The 24,394-nt window shown below is 42.1% G+C and carries 21 protein-coding genes and 1 pseudogene; 15 read left to right on the top strand and 7 right to left on the bottom strand.

What is annotated here, in order from left to right; all coding sequences use genetic code 11:
• Nucleotides 1-145: 145 nt before the first annotated feature.
• The 3 genes from IM450_RS08820 to IM450_RS08810 form a co-directional block, all read right to left on the bottom strand.
• On the bottom strand, nt 146-868 hold the full coding sequence (locus IM450_RS08820; RefSeq protein ID WP_287669770.1) for a Stp1/IreP family PP2C-type Ser/Thr phosphatase: 723 nt from the start codon (nt 866-868) through the stop codon (nt 146-148).
• 44 nt (nt 869-912) lie between these two features.
• A complete protein-coding gene (locus tag IM450_RS08815; protein ID WP_004163922.1) occupies nt 913-2,601 on the bottom strand; it encodes an ABC1 kinase family protein in 1,689 nt (562 codons plus the stop codon).
• Between the two features lie 90 nt (nt 2,602-2,691).
• Nucleotides 2,692-2,997: a DUF6825 family protein gene (locus tag IM450_RS08810; RefSeq protein ID WP_287669748.1), complete on the bottom strand. Its 306-nt coding sequence runs from the start codon at nt 2,995-2,997 to the stop codon at nt 2,692-2,694.
• Nucleotides 2,998-3,269: 272 nt separating this feature from the next.
• Between IM450_RS08810 and IM450_RS08805 the strand changes: the two genes are divergently transcribed.
• Nucleotides 3,270-4,493, top strand: a complete 1,224-nt coding sequence (locus tag IM450_RS08805; protein WP_287669750.1) for an ABC transporter substrate-binding protein — start codon at nt 3,270-3,272, stop codon at nt 4,491-4,493.
• A gap of 366 nt (nt 4,494-4,859) precedes the next feature.
• Here IM450_RS08805 and IM450_RS08800 read toward each other — a convergent pair.
• The 4 genes and pseudogenes from IM450_RS08800 to acsF form a co-directional block, all read right to left on the bottom strand.
• Nucleotides 4,860-5,066, bottom strand: a pseudogene (locus IM450_RS08800) (Txe/YoeB family addiction module toxin).
• A 47-nt stretch (nt 5,067-5,113) separates the two neighbouring features.
• Complete coding sequence (locus tag IM450_RS08795; RefSeq protein ID WP_066030053.1) at nt 5,114-5,347, bottom strand: hypothetical protein; 234 nt, start codon at nt 5,345-5,347, stop codon at nt 5,114-5,116.
• Between the two features lie 408 nt (nt 5,348-5,755).
• Nucleotides 5,756-6,277 (bottom strand): zinc ribbon domain-containing protein, encoded by a 522-nt coding sequence (locus IM450_RS08790; protein WP_287669753.1) that lies wholly within the window; start codon nt 6,275-6,277, stop codon nt 5,756-5,758.
• 157 nt (nt 6,278-6,434) lie between these two features.
• Nucleotides 6,435-7,511, bottom strand: a complete 1,077-nt coding sequence (gene acsF, locus IM450_RS08785) for a magnesium-protoporphyrin IX monomethyl ester (oxidative) cyclase (protein ID WP_002752007.1) — start codon at nt 7,509-7,511, stop codon at nt 6,435-6,437.
• Nucleotides 7,512-7,961: 450 nt separating this feature from the next.
• Between acsF and IM450_RS08780 the strand changes: the two genes are divergently transcribed.
• The 14 genes from IM450_RS08780 to psbB all read left to right on the top strand — a co-directional run bounded on the left by IM450_RS08780 (nt 7,962) and on the right by psbB (nt 24,076).
• On the top strand, nt 7,962-8,381 hold the full coding sequence (locus IM450_RS08780) for a DUF6678 family protein (protein ID WP_287669755.1): 420 nt from the start codon (nt 7,962-7,964) through the stop codon (nt 8,379-8,381).
• A 401-nt stretch (nt 8,382-8,782) separates the two neighbouring features.
• Nucleotides 8,783-8,929: a hypothetical protein gene (locus tag IM450_RS08775; RefSeq protein WP_193957428.1), complete on the top strand. Its 147-nt coding sequence runs from the start codon at nt 8,783-8,785 to the stop codon at nt 8,927-8,929.
• A gap of 277 nt (nt 8,930-9,206) precedes the next feature.
• The gene (locus tag IM450_RS08770) at nt 9,207-9,662 is read left to right on the top strand and encodes a methyltransferase domain-containing protein (protein WP_287688728.1); all 456 of its coding nucleotides are present in this window, start codon (nt 9,207-9,209) and stop codon (nt 9,660-9,662) included.
• Nucleotides 9,663-9,767: 105 nt separating this feature from the next.
• A complete protein-coding gene (locus IM450_RS08765) occupies nt 9,768-11,873 on the top strand; it encodes an AAA family ATPase (RefSeq protein WP_228008516.1) in 2,106 nt (701 codons plus the stop codon).
• A 47-nt stretch (nt 11,874-11,920) separates the two neighbouring features.
• Entirely contained in the window at nt 11,921-13,459 is a 1,539-nt protein-coding gene (locus IM450_RS08760; protein ID WP_193957429.1) for a DUF2357 domain-containing protein, read from the top strand.
• Between the two features lie 86 nt (nt 13,460-13,545).
• The gene (locus IM450_RS08755) at nt 13,546-14,862 is read left to right on the top strand and encodes a hypothetical protein (protein WP_287669760.1); all 1,317 of its coding nucleotides are present in this window, start codon (nt 13,546-13,548) and stop codon (nt 14,860-14,862) included.
• Nucleotides 14,863-14,865: 3 nt separating this feature from the next.
• The gene (locus IM450_RS08750; protein WP_287669762.1) at nt 14,866-16,527 is read left to right on the top strand and encodes a phospholipase D-like domain-containing protein; all 1,662 of its coding nucleotides are present in this window, start codon (nt 14,866-14,868) and stop codon (nt 16,525-16,527) included.
• A gap of 4 nt (nt 16,528-16,531) precedes the next feature.
• The gene (locus IM450_RS08745) at nt 16,532-18,943 is read left to right on the top strand and encodes a hypothetical protein (protein WP_287669764.1); all 2,412 of its coding nucleotides are present in this window, start codon (nt 16,532-16,534) and stop codon (nt 18,941-18,943) included.
• A 282-nt stretch (nt 18,944-19,225) separates the two neighbouring features.
• Nucleotides 19,226-19,531, top strand: a complete 306-nt coding sequence (locus IM450_RS08740) for a hypothetical protein (RefSeq protein WP_271954435.1) — start codon at nt 19,226-19,228, stop codon at nt 19,529-19,531.
• 529 nt (nt 19,532-20,060) lie between these two features.
• Nucleotides 20,061-20,423: a nucleotidyltransferase family protein gene (locus tag IM450_RS08735; RefSeq protein WP_185239748.1), complete on the top strand. Its 363-nt coding sequence runs from the start codon at nt 20,061-20,063 to the stop codon at nt 20,421-20,423.
• The gene (locus IM450_RS08730) at nt 20,395-20,733 is read left to right on the top strand and encodes a HepT-like ribonuclease domain-containing protein (RefSeq protein ID WP_185239732.1); all 339 of its coding nucleotides are present in this window, start codon (nt 20,395-20,397) and stop codon (nt 20,731-20,733) included. The genes IM450_RS08735 and IM450_RS08730 overlap by 29 nt, the downstream gene beginning before the upstream one ends.
• A 172-nt stretch (nt 20,734-20,905) precedes the next feature.
• Complete coding sequence (gene tatC, locus IM450_RS08725) at nt 20,906-21,667, top strand: twin-arginine translocase subunit TatC (protein WP_002770330.1); 762 nt, start codon at nt 20,906-20,908, stop codon at nt 21,665-21,667.
• A 220-nt stretch (nt 21,668-21,887) separates the two neighbouring features.
• Entirely contained in the window at nt 21,888-22,199 is a 312-nt protein-coding gene (locus tag IM450_RS08720; RefSeq protein WP_002749272.1) for a hypothetical protein, read from the top strand.
• 350 nt (nt 22,200-22,549) lie between these two features.
• Complete coding sequence (gene psbB / locus IM450_RS08715) at nt 22,550-24,076, top strand: photosystem II chlorophyll-binding protein CP47 (protein ID WP_002735904.1); 1,527 nt, start codon at nt 22,550-22,552, stop codon at nt 24,074-24,076.
• Nucleotides 24,077-24,394: the final 318 nt, after the last annotated feature.

Genomic DNA, 24,394 nt, shown 5'->3' with positions numbered 1-24,394 from the left:
GGAGATAGGGTTTTAGGGTTTTAGGGTTTTAGGGTGTTAGGGTGTTAGTTGAAATTCCCCCACTTCCCCACTTCATAATTCATAATTCATAATTCCCATCTCCCCACTTCCCCACGAGAAACTTTTTGCCGCAAACCCTAGGTAGTCAACAGCTTACCATGACCACGGTGATATTATCGGAACCGCCAGCTTTTTTGGCCGCTGCCACTAAATTCTCGACAATTTCCTGACAATCGGCACCGGTTTGCAAATAATCGCTAATTTCCTCGTCGGACACTTCTTCTGTCAAACCATCACTACAGAGAATTAAACTATCGCCAGATTGTATATCCAGGGGAGACACCGTCACTGGGGGCAAATCGCGACGACCAAGGCATTGAAATAAAACGTGCCGCCAAGGGTGGTTTTTCGCTTCTTCTTCGGACATATCGCCCATTTTTACCGCCCTAGCTATCCAAGTATGATCTTCCGTCACCTGTTCTAATTTTTGCTCACGAAAGCGATAGAGACGGGAATCACCAATATGGGTGTACCAAGAACCCTCATCTCGGAAGATAGCCATGACTAGGGTTGTCCCCATGTCCTGTCTTTCGGGATTTTTCAGTTGATCTTCAATAATCTTCTCGTTAGCGGCAGTAATTGCCTCCTGCAGCAATTCCCCGGCAGCCAGGGGTGACTTCCAGTGTTCTTCTAGATGAGCTTGGATAGTTTCAGTGGCGATTTGACTAGCTTCCTGGCCCCCCGCATGACCTCCCATACCATCGGCAACGATAAAAAAGCGTCGCTCGGGGTCGATATAATAACTATCCTGATTAACCGACCGCACTACACCAGGATCGGTCAGTCCTCCAAAAGAAAGATTGTTCATGGAAATTTCTGCTGCTAACACAATAATTATTATCCTGCGATCAATTACATCATGCGATCCTGACGTTCAATTTTTCGCCAAAGTCTCAAGAGGGCTATCCCCGGAAGCAGGGAAATCGCCATCGGCACTAAAGTTAACCAACCAAAACCACTGATAAATAGAAGCGTCGCTGAGATAAGCAAAGCACTGATCAGTAAAGTATAGTTGGTTCCCATTTGAATCATACCCAATCGCCGCAAAAGTCGATCGGATTCGCTGGAACGTACCCGGACACGGATATCACCCCGTTCTAATTTTTCGATCGTATCATCGATGCGTCGGGGTAAACTCAGGGCGGTGCTGCTCACTTGGGCTGCTTGTCGTCCTAACTCATCGAGGATATTACTGCCATTATTTCCTGTCATATCATTTACTAATTGCAGGGCAAAAGGTTGGGCCACTTCCATAAAGTTAAATTCGGGATCGAGTCCTTTGCCTACCCCTTCCAGGGTAGAAAATGCCCGCATGACAAAGGTAAAGGTAGCGGGAAAGCGAAAAGGCTGATCATAGGCGATTTCATAGAGATCATCGCTGATAGAGGCCACGGATTGCTCCTCAAAGGGTTTATCCATGAAGTTATCGAGCATATACTGGATCGATCGCCGCACTGCTCCCATATCACCATTAGCAGTTAATGCCCCCAAATCCACCAGAGAAGTGACCACGCGATCGGCATCTTTTTGGGCAATTCCCAAGAGAGTCTGCATTAATTTTTCGCGCACATTGGTCTTAATTTGTCCCATCATGCCGAAATCGTAGAAAATTAAGGAGCCATCACTATCAACGGCAATATTGCCGGGGTGGGGATCCGCGTGAAAAAAGCCGTTATTGAGTAGTTGAATTAGATAGGCTTTTGCCCCCAGTTTAGCCAACAATTTGCGATCGAGTCCGGCCGCTTCTAGGGCTTCATAATGACTGATTTTGATGCCGGGGAGGTATTCTAGGGTTAAAACTTGGGGAGAGGTGTAGCGCCAATAGACTTTTGGTACTTTTACCCAATCTTCCCCGCGAAAATTACGGCGAAAAGTGTCGGCGTTACGACCTTCGTTGAGATAATCGGTTTCTTCCCAGAGAATTTTACAGCATTCTTCATAAATTCCCGTCCAATCGCGACCTTTACCCCATTTGGGATGATTTTGGAAGTATTGGGCGATTTTTTTCAGGATAGCCAGATCGATACTAAATAATTTTTTCAATCCGGGCCGTTGGACTTTGACCACCACATCTTCCCCGCTGTTCAGTTGGGCCCGGTGAACTTGCCCTAAACTAGCGGCTGCTAGGGGGATGGGATCGAAGCTTTTAAAGAGTTTATTCAGGGGTTTACCGAGGGATACCTCGATAATTTTGCTGGCCTGTTCGTAGGTAAATGCGGGAACCTGATCCTGTAGTTTCGAGAGTTCTTCCACATATTCGAGGGGAAAAAGATCGGCGCGGGTGGAGAACAGTTGACCGACTTTAATAAAAGTCGGTCCCAATTCTAGCATGGTTTCCCGAATCCAAGCGGCCTGTTTTCTGCGTCTGCCGGCGAGTTTTTCTTGGCTATAGCCGCCGTTATAGCTCCATTTTTTACCGTTGAGCCAGAATTGATACAGTACGGTCAGAACGAATCGCCAAATATCTAGACGACGACGATTGATGGAATAGCTTTCTCGATTCCAACGATAGCTATTTTTGGCGACTTCGAGGGCCGGCATTGCTGGGTTTAACTCTAGGGTAACGGGGACGGGTAGAAGGGCTGACACGCAATTTTTGGGGCTTTAAAGCGACTAAAAGAGGGTTTTTGGTTAATTCTGGTGGTTTTTTAGTTCCGAGCGCAATTGGGCGATTTCGGCCCGCATTTCGTCGATGTTTTCCTGCACATCGGCACTGGAGGAACCACCGGACTCTGTACCAGTATATACTCCCTTTTCCATGGCTCGCTCGGCTCTCATTTGCACTTCTTCGACGAATTGCCGCAGGTTTTCCCGTTGTTCGGCATCAAATTTGCCTAATTCGCTTAAAGCGTTGGTAAACGCATCTTCTAGCTGTTCACCGATCACTTCAGCGATCGCTCGTCCGAGGAAAAAGGCGTGAATAACGGGGTTAGTCATAATCTTAAATGGATGTTTTCGCTTGCTGGGGTTTGTGGACGGGAAAGGCGATAATAGATTCCCTAACTACTAGGTTAGGCGACAGAACCGGAAAAGGCAAATCGTTTTTCTGAAAACGGGGGTTAGACGGGGGGTTAATCGACAAAATTAAGGGAAAGAAAAGGCTCTAAGGCGGTAAAGTCCGGTTCGATCGCGTCGAGAATTATCGCTGAAATCAACCCGATTAGCGAAATAATAGTGTCATCAACAATATCGGTCTCAGGAGAGTTAAGATGCTCAGAAAACGTTTATTAATCCCCTTAATACTATCCCTAGTCACTTTTGGTCTAGTGGTGGCCTGTAATTCCGGCACTCCCACCAGTCAAACTAACCCCAGTCCCGCAGAAAAGGCCGCCACTGCTGCTATTCCCATCGGTGCAGCTTTGGCTCAAACCAGCAATGTCGCCCTATTGGGACAGGAACAGGTGATCGGTGTCAAGATAGCTGAAACATATTTTAATAAAAAGGGCGGGGTCAATGGAACACCGATTAAAGTTATTGTGCAGGATGTGGCTGGGGATGAACAGGGGGCGATCAACGCCATTAATACCCTGATCACTCAAGATAAGGTGGTGGCTATTCTCGGTCCGTCCCTGTCCCAACAAGCTTTTGCCGCTAGTCCGATCGCCGATCGAGCCAAAGTTCCTATTCTCGGCCCCTCTAACACGGCTAAAGGTATCCCCCAGATCGGTGAATATGTGGGTAGGGTGTCTGCTCCTGTGGCTGTGGTTGCTCCCAATGCGATTAAAACCGCTTTAAAAATCGATCCCAAGATTAAAAAAGTGGCTGTCTTTTTTGCCCAAAATGATGCTTTTAGTAAATCGGAAACGGAAACTTTTCAAGAAACCCTGAAAAGTTTAAATCTTGATATTGTCACCGTGCAGAAATTCCAAACCACCGATACAGATTTTCAAAACCAAGCCACCGCCGCTATTAATATTAAACCAGATTTAGTGGTTATTTCTGGTTTGGTTGCTGACGGGGGCAATTTGGTCAAACAGTTGCGACAATTAGGTTATCAGGGGTTAATTATTGGTGGCAATGGTTTAAATACTTCTAATATTTTCCCAGTTTGTCAAGCTCAATGTGATGGTATTCTCATCGCTCAAGCTTATAACCCAGAATTAGATAATCCTATTAATCGGGATTTTGTCGCCGCTTATACAGCAGAAAATAAAAAAGCACCGCCCCAATTTACCGCTCAAGCTTTTACGGGAATTCAAGTTTTTGTCGAGGCCTTAAAACGGGTAGATGATAAAAATAAACTCAGTACACTTTCCCTCGAACAAATTCGCCAACAATTAAATCAGGAAATCTTAGCGGGTAAGTATGTGACTGTCCTGGGAAATATTGCTTTTACTCCCGAAGGGGAAATCATTCAGGATAAATTCTCCGTGGCACAAATTAAAATGGATGCCGATGGTAAAAATGGTAAATTTACTTTTGTGAAAAATTAATCAGTAAAGGGTTCTTCTCATTTCTATCTCGTTGCAAGGAACTCCCTTGCAACGCATTTCCAGAGGTTCTAGCTTTTGTGTAATACTAAATCCTGTTTAAAGTGTTTAAGACTATTAAATTTGTGACTTTCCCTCACCTATAGGTGAGCAGCAGAAGTTATTCAAAGAGGGCGAATGCAATTCGCCCCTACAATAATATTATTAATATTATTGCGCCAATGGTAGGAGCGCACCGCGTGCGCCCAAAATGTCCTCTAGATATTTGTCCAAAATTGAGATGCACCCAAATTATCCCTATTCTTCTTCCTTCCACACAAAAACCAGAAGAGCCTTGCTCTCAGCTATTTCTGGAATTTCTGGCGATTATTAGTAGTGAAATTTACAGGAAATAATAACAATTTCTTGATCAGACACGCTATAAACTAGGCGGTGTTCTTTTGTAATGCGTCGTGACCACAATCCTGATAGTTCATGTTTTAATGCTTCTGGTTTTCCTAATCCAGAAAAAGGCTATCTTTGAACATCTTTAATAAGGCTGACAATTTTAGCGTAAACTTTTTTATCTGCGATCACCCATTAATTAAACTAATCAAAACTTCGGGTTAGAAAGGCGACTTTCCTCATAAGTTAGCAGCATCTACATAAATATAACTATCAGGATTTTTCAGAGATTCTATTGCCTCTTGGAGATGTTGACGGTTAGCTTCTGTGGAAAGCAGATAGTCCGTTTCATCCATTTCAGCAGCTTCTTTAATCAACAAAATCGCTTCGACAAATGTTCCTTCTGGTAAGTCGAGGGGAGGTAAACTAAGTTGACCATTTTTGATGATTGTTTGGTATTTTAGTGCATTCATAGAATTCTACTATTCTTGATATTCTATTAAGTACCTAAGCAAAATTAATTACACATATCTAACCACCTCTTGCCTCTTGCCTCTTGCCTATCTTCACTAGGAAATTAATTTTGCACGACTACTTAATTATAGCAGTTTCAAAGATAACTTGGCTCTTCTCGTTTCTGTATAGTCTTACCTCGTTGCCAGACTATCCCTTGTAACACACTTCCAGAGGTTCTAGCTTTTGTGTAACCCATCAGGGAAGGGAGGGAGACACTCCCTCCCTTGTCTTCAGTGTTAAGAATGTTAGACATAGATAAACAGGCGATTTAGTGGGAAAAATGCGCTCGCTGTGGGTTAATCCGGTTAGAAGCGGCTCAATTCAGCCAATATAAACAGAATTTTGCCAATTTAGCTAAACAGGTTTTATTGCTGTAACTGATGACCACAGCTACTACAAAAGCGATCGGTTGCTGCTACTTTTGCCCCGCATTGACTACAAAATCGCGTTTTACTGACGGTTTTTGCGTCTCCCATACTCATTTTCATATCTCCCATTTGCATTTCCATGGGGGTAAAATTCATCGACATATTACCCATTTTCATCGGTTGCATCGGTTGCATCGGTTGCATCGGTGGGGAGGAGAAACTGGTAGCGGTTGTCGATTGAGAGGACTGAGAAACTCCAGAGGTATGAGGAGAGGAAAAACCGATACTGCTTCCTTGAATTTGGATTCTGTGGGGTCCGGTTTCAGTGATAATTTCAATAATTGCCCCTTGGGGAATTATATCTATTTGGGGTTCTTTTGTCCAAACTCCCGTGGCAAAACTACTGCTAGACTGCTGTTGTTGTCCCACTGCACCACTAGCGAGGGTTACAATCGTCTGCAGCCCCTGATTATCGAGATAGAGACGTTGTCCTGTGGGTAATTCACTATAAATAGCCATATTTTTGACAGTGAAAAGTAAAAAGTAAAAAGCTAGTTAACACCCCTAGGATCCAGTCTAGCGAGGATAGAAATGTCAGAGGATTTTCTTAAGAATTTTATCGACAAAAAAAGGGTGGTTTTACCCACCCTCACCATGTCTCAAGAAAACAAACTTTTTAACGGACGCTACCGGCTAATTTATCGACCCGAATCGGTTTCATCAGGTACAATTTGAGGAATTGCCAAGCGTTAGAGGCGAAGATAGGCAATTTCTTCAGGAATTTAACCGGTGCAGCACTGTTTTCGCTATCGATCGCCCGTAATCCCTCGTTATTGCGAACACAAATTTCTAGGCGATCATAAAATTCAGGACTATCCACATCAAGAACAATCGGGAAGACGCGGCCGGCGGTTTCATTGGTCTTCTCGATTACATACTTATCGTACTCGCGAGCGTCCAAACCGAGAATGGCGTAGAAACCAGAACGCTGAGTATCATTGAGGTACATCGTAGCGAAGACCGAAAGCAGGAAGAAACGACACCAGAGACGAGCGCGCCAATCATTAAGAATATCAGGCTGCGCACGCATGATCGCATCGAAGAAGTCCCCGTGACGGTTTTCGTCTTGACACCAATTCTCGAAGAAGTTAAAAATCGGATAAACCCGATCTTCGGGATGTTGTTCGAGATGACGATAAATGGTGATATAACGCCAATAACCGATTTTTTCGGAAAGATAGGTGGCGTAGAAGATAAATTTCGGTTTAAAGAAGGTGTAGTTACGGCTTTTGGTTAAAAATCCCAAGTCAAGGGAGAGGTTAAAATCCGATAAAGCCTTATTAAGGAACCCAGCATGACGCGCTTCGTCCCGGGACATGAGGTTAAAGCATTCCGCGAGAACGGGATTTCTGTTTTTTAAACGTCTGCCGAGTTCTTTGTAGAGAAGAAAGCCAGAAAATTCAGCCGTGCAGGATCTTTCCAGAAATTCCACGAATAAGCGACGAGTTTCGCCATCAATATGCTCCCAAGAGCGATCGAATTCTTGATTGCGAACGAAGTGATGCCGGTTATAATCGGTACGGAATTCCTCTAAAATCGCTTTGAGTTCTTCCTCGTTAGCGGCGATCGACATTTCCGCCATCGCTTCAAAATCAGTGGTGTAGAAGCGGGGAGTGAGGATCGTTTCTTTAGCGGGAACTTTTATACCCGGACGGATTTCCTCGAATTCTGGTTTTTGGATCGTGCTGACCATAGGGATTATTGATTTTACTCTGGGATGATGATTAAGACGAGTAAAGGCTCTGACTTGATAATGACGAGCCGTGAAAAAACGGCTAGGATTCACTATAGCAAGCTCTCAGCCCTAGACTCCCTTCCTGTTCATTAAAAGTTACAACTCTTAATTAAGCTGTGTAAACAAACGCGGCTTTTTCCCCAGGAGTCTTGACAAATGTTCGGGGGTGTGGGGTGATATGGGGAAAACTTCTGGCGATTGCGCCTAAATAGAGTATTATGCAGAAAGTTGACCTATATCTTTACTCTGGAGAGTGTTATACAGAAAGTTTTCTTTGGGGGTGACATACGGAAGACTTCTGATGATTGCGCCTAAATGGAGTGATATACAGAAGGTTGACCCATATCGTTAAGTCTGGAGAATACTATACAGAAAGTTGACCTATAATATGTAGTTAGGTATAAAACCATGAATACATTCAATAAAATTCGAGAAAGGGTCCTCATGAGAGTATCTGAAAATGGACTTGTATCTGTAATGAATGATACAAAGTGGATGAAACTTATTGATAGGATAAAACTTTTAAACTTTCTGCCGCCATATCAAATAAAAAACCTATTATCTGACTTGCCATATCCAGAGGATTTCAACGATCCAATTTATTATTTGGGAGATTACAGTGAAGGAATACTACCATTTTATGCTATTGAATGGATTTTAATTAATCCCAAATATTATTATACTAGGGGAAAATTGTTAAACGATGTTTATAAATCTGTTTACAATGAATTAAAACAAATTTTAATAGAATTAAAGATACCATACCATGAAGAAAATTCTATGTTTTACATATACGGATATATTAATTCAAATACAAAATTAAGCTAAGACGCATTTAAACCGCTTATTCTTAGATTAGCCTAACGTCCCCCAATCGCTTTACTGTTACCTTTTGCCTCTTGCCTCTTGCCTCGTCTCAACAAGCAATTTAAATTACGAACAGTGCGATCGTGGAACGAACCACAGAGACACAAAGGACACAGAGATCGATCACTACTATATAAGTTAAAGTTATCACACAAAGAATAAGAGAGCCAACAAGGTTTTTGGCAATATGCTAATCTGGCTAACACGCTTTTGAGAGTGATATGGGGAAAACTTCTGTATATCACGCCTAAATGGAGTTATATATTATCAGAAGGTTGACCCATATCGTTATCCCAGAGAGTGTTATGCAGAAAGTTGACCTATAATATTTAGTTAGCCCTCAAAATAAGGAAACCACGAAGATGAACGAAAGCAAGTATGTTCAATATGGCTGCGGATGGTCTGCGCCTAGTCAATGGCGAAATTTTGACGCTTCGCCAACTCTGCGCTTTGAAAGAATGCAGGGTGAGAGCATCTCAAAAGCTATTGACAATTGGCCAATTTTGTGATCCGCTTGCTCTGTGGGCATTTCAGGTGATACCAGTCAATCAGAATAGTTACGAAATCTTCACATTTGGTCGATTTTTGCTTAACAATTGAGATAGCCAATTCTCCTCAAATATGCCTGAATCGCTCTCTGGGTAAGCAACTCACATAAAGTTCATTTTGTCAAGGATTGTTAAGATGCGCTTACCCTGTGAAAGAATGCCTCTCATAGGTCGTCTGTATACGAAAAATCAATCTCGATTCCCAAGCAATGTAGAGTATGGAGACATTGTAAAGGGTTTGCCAGTTTCGCCGGATTCATGCGCAGGTGTTTATTGTTCTCATATTCTTGAACATCTTTCGCTTGGCGATTTCCGTGCTGCTCTACGTAATACAAAAGAAATTTTGCGCCCAAATGGCATTTTTCGCCTTGTGTTGCCTGATCTCGAACATTCAATAATTAAATACAATAAAAATACATCGGCTGAAGCAGCATCAGAGTTCATGAGAGAAACGTACCTTGGTCATGAAAGTCGAGCGAGAGGACTTAAAAGCATTATTACCACTTGGCTTGGAAATTCGCAGCACCTTTGGATGTGGGACTACAAGTCTATTGCGGCAGAGCTTAAAGATGCCGGCTTCATTGAGATAAGAAGGGCCTTCTTCGGTGATTCGTCTGATCCTTTTTTTAATGCAGTAGAAGACAAAGGCAGGTGGGATAATTGCCTCGGTGTTGAATGTAGAAAACCGGGCTAACAAGGCGCTGCACTCGGACGGCAATTCCGCTGCGCTCCATTGCCGCCGGTGAGCTTGGTCGTTATGCCTACATATTTCATCAAATATAAGTAAGAACTGGTATAATTGGTTTCAGAAAAAATATCAGTAAGATCTGTGAATCTATTGTTATCTCACATTCCTTCGATCGCTGCGGGCGTTGTTGTTGGCGGTGTCGTGATTGCATCTGGGGGTTCGGGGCTTCAGTCTGGTGTGGCAGCGATCGCAACTGGGGCAAGTGGTTTTGCGACATCTGCTTTGCTGATACAGTCACAGTCTAGTAAACAAGGTAAGCTTGAACAGGAACGCGATCGGCTAAAGCAAGATATTGAAAGACAAAAACGAGCTTTACCTTTTGGGGCAGAGCTAGAATATTTGCAACGGCAACGAGAATTATTGCGACAAAACGTCAGCGAACTTCAACAACAGGAAGAAGATTTACAAGAAAGGGTGAGGCTAGTTCAGCAAAATCCCCCTAATCTAGAAGAGTTGGAACAACGTCAGCAGAAAATTGGTGAATTAAAAACACAGATTGATGGAAATAAAGGGCGTTTACAGGCAGTCATTGATCAGATTGCGGAACGGGAAAAGCAACGCGATGGTTTGCAAGAGGTGACTTCGCAGTTTTTGCAGAAGCAAGAAGAGGTCAAAAGACTGACTGAACGATTACGCGAACTCAATCAGCAAGCGGCAGAGTTAGAACTTTTCCGTAGTACCTATGACGCTCTGCGTACAGATGCTCAAAATCTAGAAACTAAACAGCAGCATTTACAGGCAGAAATTCCTCGGCTTGAACAAGAGCGCGATCGCATTTTGGCAGAAATCGGCACAATGGAGGCAAAGGCCCAGCAGGTTGATGGACTGCGGGTAGAAATCGAAAAACTAAAAGCAGACTTGCGTATCAAACTTTCTCAATTAAACAGCTTAAAACGTGAAATCGAACAATTAAATTCTGAAAAAGGTTTGTTAGAGGATGAAATCTCTCGTAAGTCTCAAGAACTAAGGAGAATTCAAGAGGAAATCCGCAAAGCTAAGGGAGAACTTGAAGAAATTGAAACTGGTATAAAACAAGCCTTTCAAGCCCTAGAAATGCCCATTAAACTAGAGGCAAACCAGTCGCGCAACTTTGCTAGTGAGAACGAATTTTTAGCAGCCTTTAGAAAATACTTGAGCGACAAGGGTTTGATTTTCCCTAAACGTATCGTTAATGCTTTCCATACTTCTTTGAAGGTACAGGATATTTCTGCCTTGGTGATTTTGGCGGGGATTAGCGGTACGGGTAAGAGTGAATTGCCCCAAGCTTATGCTGAGTTTGTGGGTGCGCCTCTGGTTATGCTGCCTGTGCAGCCGCGATGGGACTCGCCACAAGATTTGCAAGGTTTCTATAACTACATTGAGAAGAAATATAAACCAACAGATTTGATGAAGTATCTATATCAACACCAGCGACATCAGAAGTTGAAGGGAAGAATAGTTTTGGTTTTGTTGGATGAGATGAATTTAGCAAGGGTTGAATATTACTTCAGCGACTTTCTTTCTAAATTGGAAACAAGAAGAAATAAGAGGACTTATCTAGATTTAGAAGCAGGGAGTTTAAAGCTAGAGGATCACCAAAAGCAAGTTCTCATTCCTGAAGAATTTTTATTTATTGGCACAATGAATGAAGATGAAACTACGCAAATGCTTTCTGATAAAGTGTTAGACCGTGCCAACGTGCTGACATTTGGTCGTCCCCCTGAACTCAAATTGCGCGGTAGTAAGCAAAGTAAGCCAGCAATTCCCACCGAGTATTTACCTTGGGATGCTTTTCAGGGATGGACAAAAGAGCCAAGCCCTGATTTAGTCGAAAAAGTTAAACACTATGTAGATGAAGCCAATGACATTATGGAATCATTAGGTCGTCCTTTTGCTCATCGGGTGTTTCAGGCATTTACCAAATATGTTTGTAATTATCCTAATGTCGATCGCAATGAGGTTCGTAATCAGGCGATCGCCGACCAATTTGGCCAGAAGCTTTTACCAAAACTACGCGGGGTAATGGTTGAAGAAAAAAATGTAAAAGAAGCATTGGATAAGATGGAATCTCTACTGTCGCAACTTAATGATGAGCCACTCAATCGAGCTTTTAAGAAAGCGCGTGAGGGGCAGTATGGACAATTCCAATGGAAAGGTATGGTGTATCCCCAAGATTGAGGTTGAATTTACAAAAATCAATTTGCAACAATCGAGGTCATCAACCAATGTTAATTTACGCTACCCTTACCGACTATTTGCAAGATAAGCCCTATTTAAATGGATTACCTCAATTGCGCGGAAGCGATCGCCCTTTTTTAGTATTGGAAGATGACGAAGAGATTACCAAACAATATCCAATTTTGATGCAACGACAACCTAGGGTTTATGAAATTGGCTTTCCTTGGGTGCAAATTACAGACTGGGAACAACAAAAGGCAATTGCTCAGAAGCTTAATATTGAGATAAAAACAGGATCAATAGTTGAGTTAAATCTAGCAGATGAAGTATTAGATGCGACACAAATTAGTAATGATGAAAACGAAGTTGAGGAATTAAGAAAAGAGCTTGATAAACGATATGATCACATAACAGCCGATACGATCGCTCTATTTATCGGGCTATTTGATGCTTTGTTGGGAGAGGATAAACATAGTTCACAATCCCCATGCTTTTTAATTAATATTCCACAAATTTTAGTTAATTTAAGTCAAGAAGATGCACAATTACCGTTAGTGCTTGCTCTCAACCGTCGCTATGAACTACGTCATAAATTAGAAATAATTGCGCCAAAATTGCGATCGCAACTCAATCGCAAAGCAGAAATGATCCCCCTTGGACGCATTCAGGAAATGGATGCTTACTGTTTAAGAGATTATGTCCGCCGACCTGGACATGATGCGCTCGAAAAAGCAGGGGCAAGACAAGAGCTAATGGGAATTCAGCGCTATCAAAACTTTAATACCCCCGAAAATCGCTTTCTTAAAGGTTTTTGCAATCTATTACATCGCGAATGTGGAGAATATAAAGGAATAGGAGAGGCTGAACGTTTAGAAAGAGCTATCGATCGCTTTCGTCAAGAGCCAAGCGTACAAACTATTCCCCGTACCGATGTTTTCGCAATCAAACCTAACTATGTCTTACAACAAAATCCCATCTATCGCAGCTTCTATCAAGCCTATCTCGATTATTTAAAGCGGCGAAGTGAAAAAGAAAATATTTGGGGCTTCCGTCAAGGACTGTTAGTAGATGTGGTAACAGTTCTATTAGTTGCGGCGCTGTTAAATATTGAGGGAAGTTATATTCGTCCTACTGCAGCGGTAAATGTTTCAGGTGTGCCAAACTATGGTCGGTATTTATTGATGGATTCACCACTAATCATTGATTGCATATTACAAACGGCGGCTTTTACTTTTGAAATTATTCACCCGACTAACCCCAAGTCAGGGGATTTAGAACTAAAAGTAAAGATGCAATTCTTTACTACAAATTTATTAGAAAGACCAAAGCACTATGAATTGCCATTGCCAATCTGGATTTTTTGGTATAAGCCAAGCAATGCAATTTTAAAATCAATGGCACGGGATCAACCGGAGGTAATTTGCCTTTATCTATATGAAAATTTTTCTGTAATTAATGATACAACGGCAAGCAATAGTCAGATAAAAATATGGAAATTACCCAATCCTATTGATGAAAGTCTTGAAGAAGGAATGACATTTTTAACTAATCAATTCTGTGAAGCTTTTGGGGGATGGATAACATGAGTTTAGTCCTTCAAGTAATCACAACTGTACTGAGTGAGCCAAGTAGATTTATTCGAGAACGCGCTGAATTAAATCTACCTGATTCTATGAGTTCTTTTCCCTTTCGTAAGAAGCAAAGAGAAGCAGTAGAACTTGCCTTGTCTAATGCTCCTCTAGTAGCGATCGCAGGTACACCCGCCAGTGGCAAAACGGAAATTGCATTAGCATCTCTGGAAACTGCGATCGCCCATCAACGATCTACTTTAGTTGTTGTTCCCTTTGCCAGTACTTTCAATCGTTACGAAAACCTTCCTTTACCACCTTTACAAATTTCCAGCGATCGTGACTATCGCCAAAATGTGAAGACATGGCTCAGGCAACAAGTCGCTAAACCTAAACTAGATTTTTTACCTCCCAATTGGCTAGAAGATTCGCTCTTTGAAGAATTACAAATAAAGAGTGATCGCCAATTTTGGCTAAGGTTACTTCGTGAAGAAGATTCATTAGCAAAAATCCAAAAACTAACCCAAGCAGTCGCCGAAATATTTCCTAATATTCATCCAAAACGGCAAGAGCTTTTAGTCTATCGACTAAGCAAATCAGAAACTTTATTGGAACAAAGAGAGCGTCTGCATCAAGACTATACAACGCTGTCGGATCATGCCATTGAGCAAATCCTTGATGCGGCTTTACCTCATATCAAAGCACCGATATTATGTCTGAGCAATCAATTAGCGATTTTAGGAGAGCGAACTTTTGATTTAGTCATTGTTGAAGATAGTCACTATCTTAATGACTCAACATTGCAAGCGATCGCTACCCGCACTAAGAAAATCGTATTACTTGGAGAATTAACAGAACCCAGAAATCTATTCAGCAGACTATTTCAAAGTCTATCCCCTGCCTATCGGTTACAACTAGCCGAAAATCATCGACTTCATCCAGATTTAGCTCGCAAGATTTTTCCTGGATTATATCCTATGCAACCAATGCCCTACTCACCATCCAGTCACAAGCACAGTCCACTATCTCAAGGAGAACATCGTTTAAATTGGCTCAAGATCAAAACTGCTGAACAAATACCTAATTTATTACAGCAATCCCTAGAAAGCTTTCCTGATCAACAGTCTAGTGTTCTCACTTTTTCATCAGAGCTACGCGATCGCCTACAACAAATCCCCTATTTGTCCCACTCGAATATTAGCACTGTTCAAGATTGGACAGGAAAAGAATGTCAAACTTTATGGATTGTTTGTGATAAATCTGAATCAAGCCAGCCTAATTTAACAGATATACGTTTAGCTTTAACGAGAGCTAGGGATAAAATTACCATAATTGGTGATTGGGAATATTATCAAAATACCTTTGATGCTCTAGGCTCTGATTTCCACTTTGTACGAGATATTGCAATTAAGGAGGGTTAAATGATGCAAATCTTTTGGGAAGTTACAGGTTATTACGAACGTCTCGCTGATGATGGGCGCACAGTTGCTCAAACATCGTTAGCCAATCTATTGACAGATTGTCGGGCGATCGCTACCGACCAAAAACGCTATCACTTACCCGCAGTTCATCAATCCTTCGGGCTCAATTTCTTACCCATTAATGCTGTTACTCATCTGATGCAGCAAACGTCAGGGCGAATACCTCTACTTGCCGATCAAACTTTACGCCCCTTGCTTCAAAATCCCAATAGTTTGGGATCGCAGCAATTCCTATACCGCTTTGTCAATACACAGCTAACCAGTAACCTAGAACCTGACGATCCACAAATTCCTAACGATTTTGGCGATCGTTGTGAAGGGACTTATCAGATTCTACTCAAAGATGTCTCTAATCCAGTAATCCAAAATGTCCGAACTGAAGCCATTAATAACTTACGACAATTTAGACAAAATCACCCCCTAGAAGTTCTAAATCTTGCACTTCGCAGTAACAATCCTGAACTATTTGCTATTCCATTGCCTAATGATTGTACGGCATGGCTGCAACCTAAGGAGCTAGATCAGGCTTTACAGAGAGCAATTTATATTCTCCGCAATGAGTCTGAAAATAATTTTCCTAGGGATGACATTACGGAAACTGTTCAAAGGCTTGTTAATGAGTATCGTGTTCAATATCCTGAACCAGTAATTATTAGCGATCGCATTCCTAATTTAACTATCACAAATATCCCAGCTAAAACAGACATAAAAATTGGTAGAGGTATTCATCGTCAAACTTTAGAAGAATTAATTACTAAAGCTCAGAAGTTTCTCTTGATTTGTAGTTATCGCCTTGAAGATCAAGCGATCCTACAAATGATTGCCGAAAAATCAAAACAAATCCCTATTTGGATTCTCACAGATTTTAGTAATGAGGTGCAAGATCGAGTCGATAGTAATATGGATGGTCAAAGAGTCAGCGATCCAGATTATGCTAATTCGGATCTCAAAAAGCGCCAGTGTTTAGCAATGTTGAGAAAAGCTGGCTTAGGTTTTAGAAGTGGTAACTTCCACATCAAAACTTACATTAGCGAACAATCAGCTTATCTGGGTTCCTGTAACCTGACAGGAGGTAGTCTCGAACGCAACGGAGAAGCAGGAATGCTATGGCAGAATACATCAGAACATCAGTTTCTTGTTGAATATTTTCGCTACCTATGGACGCACCAAACCACATCTCAATCTATACCTTCACCTAATGGCTTTTGTAACGAAAGTCTTGAAACCATTAGCGGTTCTCCACCTCAGAGCGATCGCTTTCTCGATCACCATACTTTTAAACAGGATCTATCCAAATCACTCAAAAAATTTACTGGACAAGAAGTTCGCATATACACAAGAAACTTTCAACCGCTATCACCACAGCTTAATTTGCTGACTAACCCTCACAATCGCATTTTTTACGGAAGTTACAATGCTACAACCTTACAAGCTAGGCGAATCCCCAATCTTCATGCCAAAATCATTATCATTGGCTCTCAAGTGGCTTATATCGGTTCCCAAGATTTTGCATTTCGTCCCCATCCACTACTAGATTTAACTTACAAAACTACCGATCCTCAAGAAATTAAACTGATCACTCAACAAACTCAAAACCTACGCTAAAACCATGACTAAGCTAATCAATCTTGAATCCTATCTTGAATGCTGCCAATACGCCCATTTATTTGCAGAAGATCCCGCCAATTTAATTCCCAATCCAAACGGTTTGCCTTTAGCGTATCGAGATTTTTGTAACCGTCACCAATCTCAGTCATTTTTACCAATTCCCGCAATCACGATCGCTCAACCCACAATTCTCACCCCGCGCAAGAGTCAATTACCACAACAAAATATCGGTCTAACATTGCCCGATAATTCCTCAGACCAAATATTTATTGTTAGAGAAGCAAATTCACTGGTTTTGCGATCGCTTCAATCCCGTTATATCTATGCCAATGTCTATCGCTACTGGAGTTATGTAGAACAACTACAGCAATTTACTCACTCAGATAAACCATTAGTTATTTACGATTTCGATAGCTTTACCCCATCCGAAATTACTCCCCTCACATTTCAAAATTACGGTAACGCTCCCTATCCTATTCCGATTATTGATACGCGATCGATTAAAAAATATGATGCTCTCAAACTATCTCAGTCTTACGAGAAAATATACAATTCGATTTGTTTAGCGATCGCTAAACAAATCGTCCAAGACTTAAAACTTAATCCAAATAATCTTTTAGAAGTTGCCAACTACATCAAAAAAATTAATCTTTTCCAAAATAAGGTTATCGAATTTACTTCTTCCGAGTATATTTCTTTGATTATAGAAATTAATCATCGTTTCTATTCCTATAATCTATCTCGAATAGATCTTGAGGGTATAATTTATCGCCACTTTCCTATCGCAGATCTAAAAAAAGTTATCAGTGAAACCCCAAACTATCACTTTGTTTTACTCAGTAGTTATGCGAAACTGCCCAGCGTTAAAAGAGTATTAGAGCAACAATTTCACGAAAACTTACTGGTCTTAGATCTTAGTGTCAATAATTTCTCCAAAATCTGGCAACGAAAGCTAGGGAATAACTTCGCATTATATGGACAACATTTAGATCGTATTAGTTTCTTTGTAAGAAGAGCAGGTGAAGAGATCGAAATTCGTCTGCCAGAAGAAACCTGTTATGAAGGAGAACAAGAAGCTACTATATATGGTCAATACCTAAAAGATGGAAAATTAGAAGAGAATTTCCCACTAAGAACTAAGGATGTAACTCTACCATTTCGGATTAATGACGAGCCGTTTTTAGATAACGAAACAGGTGTAGAGCAAATTTACAAAATTGAAAATCAATACCTTGGTCAGACTCCTAATCTAGACATAAAAATTCGCTTTCGCCTCAAGCCAGGTCTTATGCCCAAGTTAGAAATATTAGATAATTATGATCGGATACTTGATTCTAAATTAATTGATCGTGAAGAACTCGCAATCTCAGATACATTAGGCTTTATTTCAATACAAGCAATTCTGACATTTCGCAACAACAAATCACAAAGATTCATTAATATTCTTAAAACACAGGATATTCAAATTCCAATAACTTTATCATATTTTACTCGAACAATAAATGAATATATTACAGATACAGCAAGCCAAAATAATATTGATTCTCTAATTTCGGTTACTCGCTCTTTTCTAAATCTTATTAATAACTATAGCAATATTGAGAACGAAAGCAACAATGGATTAGATGTGTATGTAATAGATGACCAAGATAAAAATCATAATCTAGAAGATTTTACCAAAAATTATGAAAAAATTGACAAGAGAATAAACGAGTTTCTGGAAAATATAAAATCTAATCATGTTGTAAGACAATCTTTAATGTCTAGAGATTATAGAGATATTTATAAAAACATATTTCAGATTTTAGGGAAAAGTTTTGCGTTTTCAAATTGTCTGAATCTAGATTTTCTGTATTATCCAGATCAAATTTATTATGGAAATTTACTACCAAGAAATATTCGCCATATCTATAGTATTCACCTACAAAATATTGCTAGAATGTCATGTACTAATCAAAGAAGAAAAGCTTTTTGGGATTTATTTAATATAATATCTCAATATCATCAAAGAGAATTTTATAAAGTAGATGATTACATTTGGGGATACGCAAGGATACTATTGTGGTATGCAAACCCTGAGAGTGATTGCTTATCGCTCGAAGTTTTTAGTCAGCACTTCATAAAGATATTAAGCCATTGCCTTACATTAAATGTTTCTAGAGATCGCGATTATCTAAGAGATGCACTAATTTCTCTAATTTATCTACTTACTTTTCGTGAAATTGATCCTCACTTTGTTGAGCAAGGTTCTCATGCTCATACTCAATCTAAAAGACTATGCGAGAAATTAGAGCAAAATCCAATTCGATCCAGAAGAGCTAATATTGACGTGTCGCTAAATCAATTCTTTGAACAGTTACTTGACGGCTCTGCTACCCAAGAGCAAGTAAGTAATATGATTGAAATTGATTAATTTAAAAAATTCCTTTAGCGATCTTACAGTGAGCTTCTCGAAGAATTATTTAACTTATCTATCCTATGGATTGGTTTTAGCAAAGCCAAGCTGTAGGGTGCGTTCCCTAATGTGACTCCCACTGCTCCACCGATCGATTTTGGGGAACGCACCATGCACATTTATTGAAACTGTGGGTTAAAGTGCGATGCCGCTCTGGTGGGACCAGTTGAGGAATGTTAGCGAAGATTCCCAATTTTTAGGTTAAAATAGAGGGGCAAAAGTTGCCACAGGGTCGCTTCAATGACAGTTCGACAACCCCGCTACAGCAAAGAAGAATTTGCCCGACGTGGACACGAAGTCTATGAGTCTCAGGTACGCTCCCAAATCGAGGAAGGGAATCATGGGAAGATTGTAGCAATAGACATCGAAACAGGGGCTTTTGAAGTGGCTGATGACAGCCTAACAGCTGCTAAACAACTGTTAATACGTTTTCCTGATGCACAAATATTTGGTATTCGCATTGGACATCGTGCCGTCCATCGTTTTGGCTTTCGTTCCCCCAGCTGTAGGGTGCGTTCCCTAATGCAAGTCCTACTGCTCTACTGATCGATTTTGGGGAACGCACCATGCACATTTATTGAAACTGTGGGTTAAAGTGCGATGCCGCTCTGGTGGGACCAGTTGAGGAATGTTAGCGAAGATTCCCAATTTTTAGGTTAAAATAGAGGGGCAAAAGTTGCAACAGGGTCGCTTATTTTTAGCTGTGCTTCGTGTCACTGAGCCTTTACATTGAGGGTGTCGAAATGTGTTGAAGTGTGGACACTGAGCCTGTCGAAGTGCTGTTTTATATTGGCGTAACCTTTCATCTCCGAGGTAAAACCGAGGGTTCCTTCAAGCCGACATTTAAGGTAAAATTGAGCCTCTAGTTTCTGTGGGGCAATAACGGCAATCGCAGTAAAATTAATGCCAGAGTCAAGCAGAAAATCGAACAAACTGGTGCATCTGACCCAGAAGGGTTGCCAGCCTATATCATTGTGGTGGAGTTCAGTCGCCCGATCTCTGTCGTTAGCACAAAACAGAATCCTGGAGGAGCCTTACTTCAATGAGCCAGATTCAAACGTTTCACCAACAAGCAATGGATTTAGCCGAGGCAGCGGCAGTCGCCCGCTTGAGAGGTGCGATCGATCTGCCGACGGAAAAAATTGCTGATTTCTGCCAACGCTGGCAAGTGACCGAATTTGCCCTTTTCGGCTCTGTCCTGCGCGATGACTTTCGCCCCGACAGCGATATTGATATTATGGTGCAGTTTCACCCAGAGGCACATCCCACCTTCAGCAGCCTGGATCAGATGGAAGCAGAGTTAAAAACGATGTTTCACCGAGACATTGATCTGATTACCCGCCAAGGTATTGAAACTAGCCGTAACTATTTACGCCGCCACGAAATTCTTTCCTCTGCTCAGGTGATTTATGCAACGGGATCTTCAATTCCTGCTTGATATGCTGCAATCCGCAGAACTGATCATAACCTACACGGCTCAATGCTCAAAAGCTGAGTTCGTCGCCAATGTGCAGCTTCAAGATTCAGTCATTCGACGGCTATTGGTGATTGCCGAAGCAGCCAGACGAGTTTCCGAAACAACCCGCCAGATCTTTCCCAACATTGCTTGGCAAGAAATCAATGGAATGAGAAATCGGTTAGTACATGAGTATGATGATGTCAACCTCAATATTGTATGGGATGTGGTTCAGGCTGAAATCCCGTCACTGATTGAAGACTTGCAGTTACAGATTCCACCTGAACCCTGAGAATAGTGCGATCGCTATCAGGGAGAATTTTCCACTTAATTCAAACTCGATTGGCAACCTGTCACCGAGCAAACCCGACGGTGTTGGAATGATTCTGATAGCTGACGGCTGATAGCTAAGGGTTATCAATGCTAGGATAAAGGCTTGAGTAGAGAACGATCGAGCCAAAGCCATGTCATCGACAGAAGTAAAAACCCCACCCCCAGACAGTCCTGAATTCCTCGATGAGTTACCCGGAGAAGTGGAAATGTCCTTATTTGACCACTTGGAGGAGTTGCGGCGGCGGATTTTTTATAGTTTAATTGCCGTGGCTGTGGGTGCGGTGGGATGTTTTATCTTCGTTAAACCCCTAGTACAAGTGCTGGAAGTTCCCGCCCAAGGGGTAAAATTTTTGCAGTTAGCTCCGGGGGAATTTTTTTTCGTCTCCCTAAAAGTAGCTGGATATAGCGGCATACTGGTGGCTAGTCCCGTTATTCTCTTACAAATTATCCTCTTTGTGCTGCCGGGGTTAACCCGTCGCGAACGGCGTTTAATTGTCCCGGTAGTCTTAGGATCGAGTGTTTTATTTTTTGCTGGTTTATTTTTTGCCTATATTGCCCTGATTCCCGCCGCTTTAAACTTTTTTGTCAATTATGGGGCGGAAGTGGTCGAACAAGCTTGGTCGATCGAGCGCTATTTTGAATTTGTCTTACTTTTGCTGTTTAGTACCGGCATCGCCTTTCAAATTCCCGTTATTCAATTGATTTTGAGCTTTTTAGGCATTATTTCCTCGCAAACGATGTTATCGGGTTGGCGTTTCGTGGTTTTGGGGGCGGTGATTTTAGGCGCGATTTTAACCCCTTCCACAGATCCTCTCACCCAATCCCTGTTAGCAGGGGCGGTCTTGGGTCTATACTTTGGGGGCATTGGGGTGGTGAAATTAACGGGACGTTGACTAGCTATTAGCCGTCATAGGAGACAGGAGTGGGAATTATGAATTATAAATTATGAATTGACGAGCGGGGAGCAGGGAGAACAAAGCTGACTTTTGTCTTTTGCCTATTGCCTATTGTCTTTTCTGGCTGATGGCTGAGGGCTAAAAAGCTGATAAAATTTGACGGCTGAAAACTAATTAAGCCAGAAAGCTAGAGATTGATTCTAGATTGAGTAACAAAGTGAAATATTTTTTCTTAACGGCAGGTTGGACAATAGGACGGGTGTGGGAATTTGGCGGTTTGTGGGACCATGCGAGTAGTTGGCGACGACCACCGCAGATAGAGCGATTAAATATCGGTATTTTAGAGGGAGAACAGGTTTTATGGCTTTATAAGGTGGAAGAAGCTGTGATTATGGTGGAAGTTGCCCCCAAGAGTGCAGAAATTGCCGATACTGTCCCCACCATCGGGCAAGTGGTGCTAAAACGCTTGATTAGTGCCGAACAAGTCCTCGAAATCCTGCAAAATGCCGAAGAACTACTGAGGAAGTAATCAGTTATCAGTGATCAGTTATCAGTTATCAGTGATCAGGAGTCAGGAGTCAGGAGTTAGGACGCAGCCTTTTTCTCCCCACTCCCCAATTTATAATTCATAATTTATAATTCATAATTTCCACACCCCACACCCTGATCTGGAATATTCTGGCGGAAGATCGATCGCAAAGACTTGAAATCTGTTCTAACAATAGTTACACTTCTTTAGAATAGATACACTTTTCAAGGGATAATGTAGGTCGGCTAACTCTTGTACTTAACCGTCGAGAGTGTTGGGCTTATATTTTGACCCTGAATATAAAAAGCGTCTAAGTGGACACTAAATTGTCAATAGGAGGAGCGTAGTCAATGGGACTACCTTGGTATCGAGTACACACAGTCGTTCTCAACGACCCGGGCCGTTTAATTTCCGTTCACCTGATGCACACCGCACTGGTAGCGGGTTGGGCTGGCTCCATGGCCCTCTATGAGCTTGCTATTTTCGACCCCAGTGACCCCGTATTAAACCCGATGTGGCGGCAAGGAATGTTCGTGCTGCCCTTCATGGCCCGTTTAGGTGTCACCGGTTCTTGGGGTGGCTGGAGCGTCACCGGCGAAACTGGTGTTGACCCTGGTTTCTGGTCTTTTGAAGGCGTTGCCGCCGCTCATATCGTCTTATCCGGTCTGCTATTCCTAGCGGCCGTTTGGCACTGGGTTTTCTGGGATTTAGAATTATTCGTCGATCCCCGCACGGGCGAATCTGCCCTCGATTTGCCGAAAATGTTCGGTATTCACCTGTTCTTATCCGGTTTACTTTGCTTTGGTTTCGGTGCTTTCCATCAAACAGGCCTTTGGGGTCCCGGGATGTGGGTTTCCGATGCCTACGGTTTAACTGGTCATGTGCAGCCCGTAGCTCCCGAATGGGGACCGGCTGGTTTTAACCCCTTTAACCCCGGGGGTGTGGTAGCTCACCACATTGCTGCGGGTATCGTCGGGATTATCGCCGGTTTATTCCATTTAACCGTTCGTCCCCCCGAAAGACTCTATAAAGCCCTGAGAATGGGTAATATCGAAACGGTGCTTTCTAGCAGTATCGCCGCTGTTTTCTTTGCCGCTTTCGTCGTGGCTGGAACCATGTGGTACGGTAATGCTACCACCCCGATCGAACTCTTTGGCCCGACCCGTTACCAATGGGATAAAGGCTATTTCCAAGAAGAAATTGAGCGTCGCGTCGAGGCCAGCATCGCCAATGGAGCCACCATCGCCGAAGCTTACCAAGCAATCCCCGAAAAACTGGCTTTCTATGATTATGTCGGTAATAGCCCCGCTAAAGGTGGTTTATTCCGTACTGGTGCCATGGATAGCGGTGACGGTATCGCTAAATCTTGGTTAGGACACCCTGTTTTCAAAGATGGCGAAGGTCGCGTCCTTAGCGTGCGTCGGATGCCTAACTTCTTTGAAACCTTCCCCGTTGTCCTGACTGACTCGGAAGGTATCGTTCGCGCTGATATTCCCTTCCGTCGTGCGGAATCGAAACTGAGTATTGAACAAAGTGGTGTTACCGTTTCTTTCTACGGTGGCTCTCTCGATGGTCAGGTGTTCAGCGATCCTGCTGATGTGAAGAAATTTGCGCGTAGAGCGCAACTCGGTGAAGCTTTCGAGTTTGACACCGAAACCCTGAAGTCTGACGGGGTATTCCGCACTTCTCCAAGAGGTTGGTTTACTTTCGGTCATGCTGTCTTTGCTTTACTATTCTTCTTCGGTCATATCTGGCACGGTTCTCGTACCATCTACCGCGACGTATTCGCCGGGGTCGATCCAGATCTGGAAGAACAAGTGGAATTCGGTTTATTCCAAAAATTGGGTGATCTTAGCACTCGTAAACAAGAGGTTTAGTTTTAGCTAAATCATCCATATAACTAAAGGAGTCAAGTCTTTGACTCCTTTTTTTAATTAGGGTCTGCTGAAAAAGTTTTTCGTGGGGGTAGGGTGTGGGGTGTGGGGTGTGGGGAGAAGGGAGCAGGGAGAAACAATTGATAACTTGAGAGTTAATCACACTATTAAAAACGGATTTGGGCTCTTCTAGGTTCTGTGTGATAAGTTTAATTGACATAGGATCGATCGATCTTTGTGTCCTTTGTGTCTTTGTGGTTCGTTCCACCCCCTCGCTCTTGAGAAATGTATCTTAGAATACATTTTACCCACCAAAGCTGG

Source organism: Microcystis sp. M083S1 (genome assembly GCF_020246405.1).
GTDB classification, from domain to species: Bacteria; Cyanobacteriota; Cyanobacteriia; order Cyanobacteriales; family Microcystaceae; genus Microcystis; species Microcystis aeruginosa_C.
This window is presented reverse-complemented; position numbering and strand designations above follow the sequence as displayed.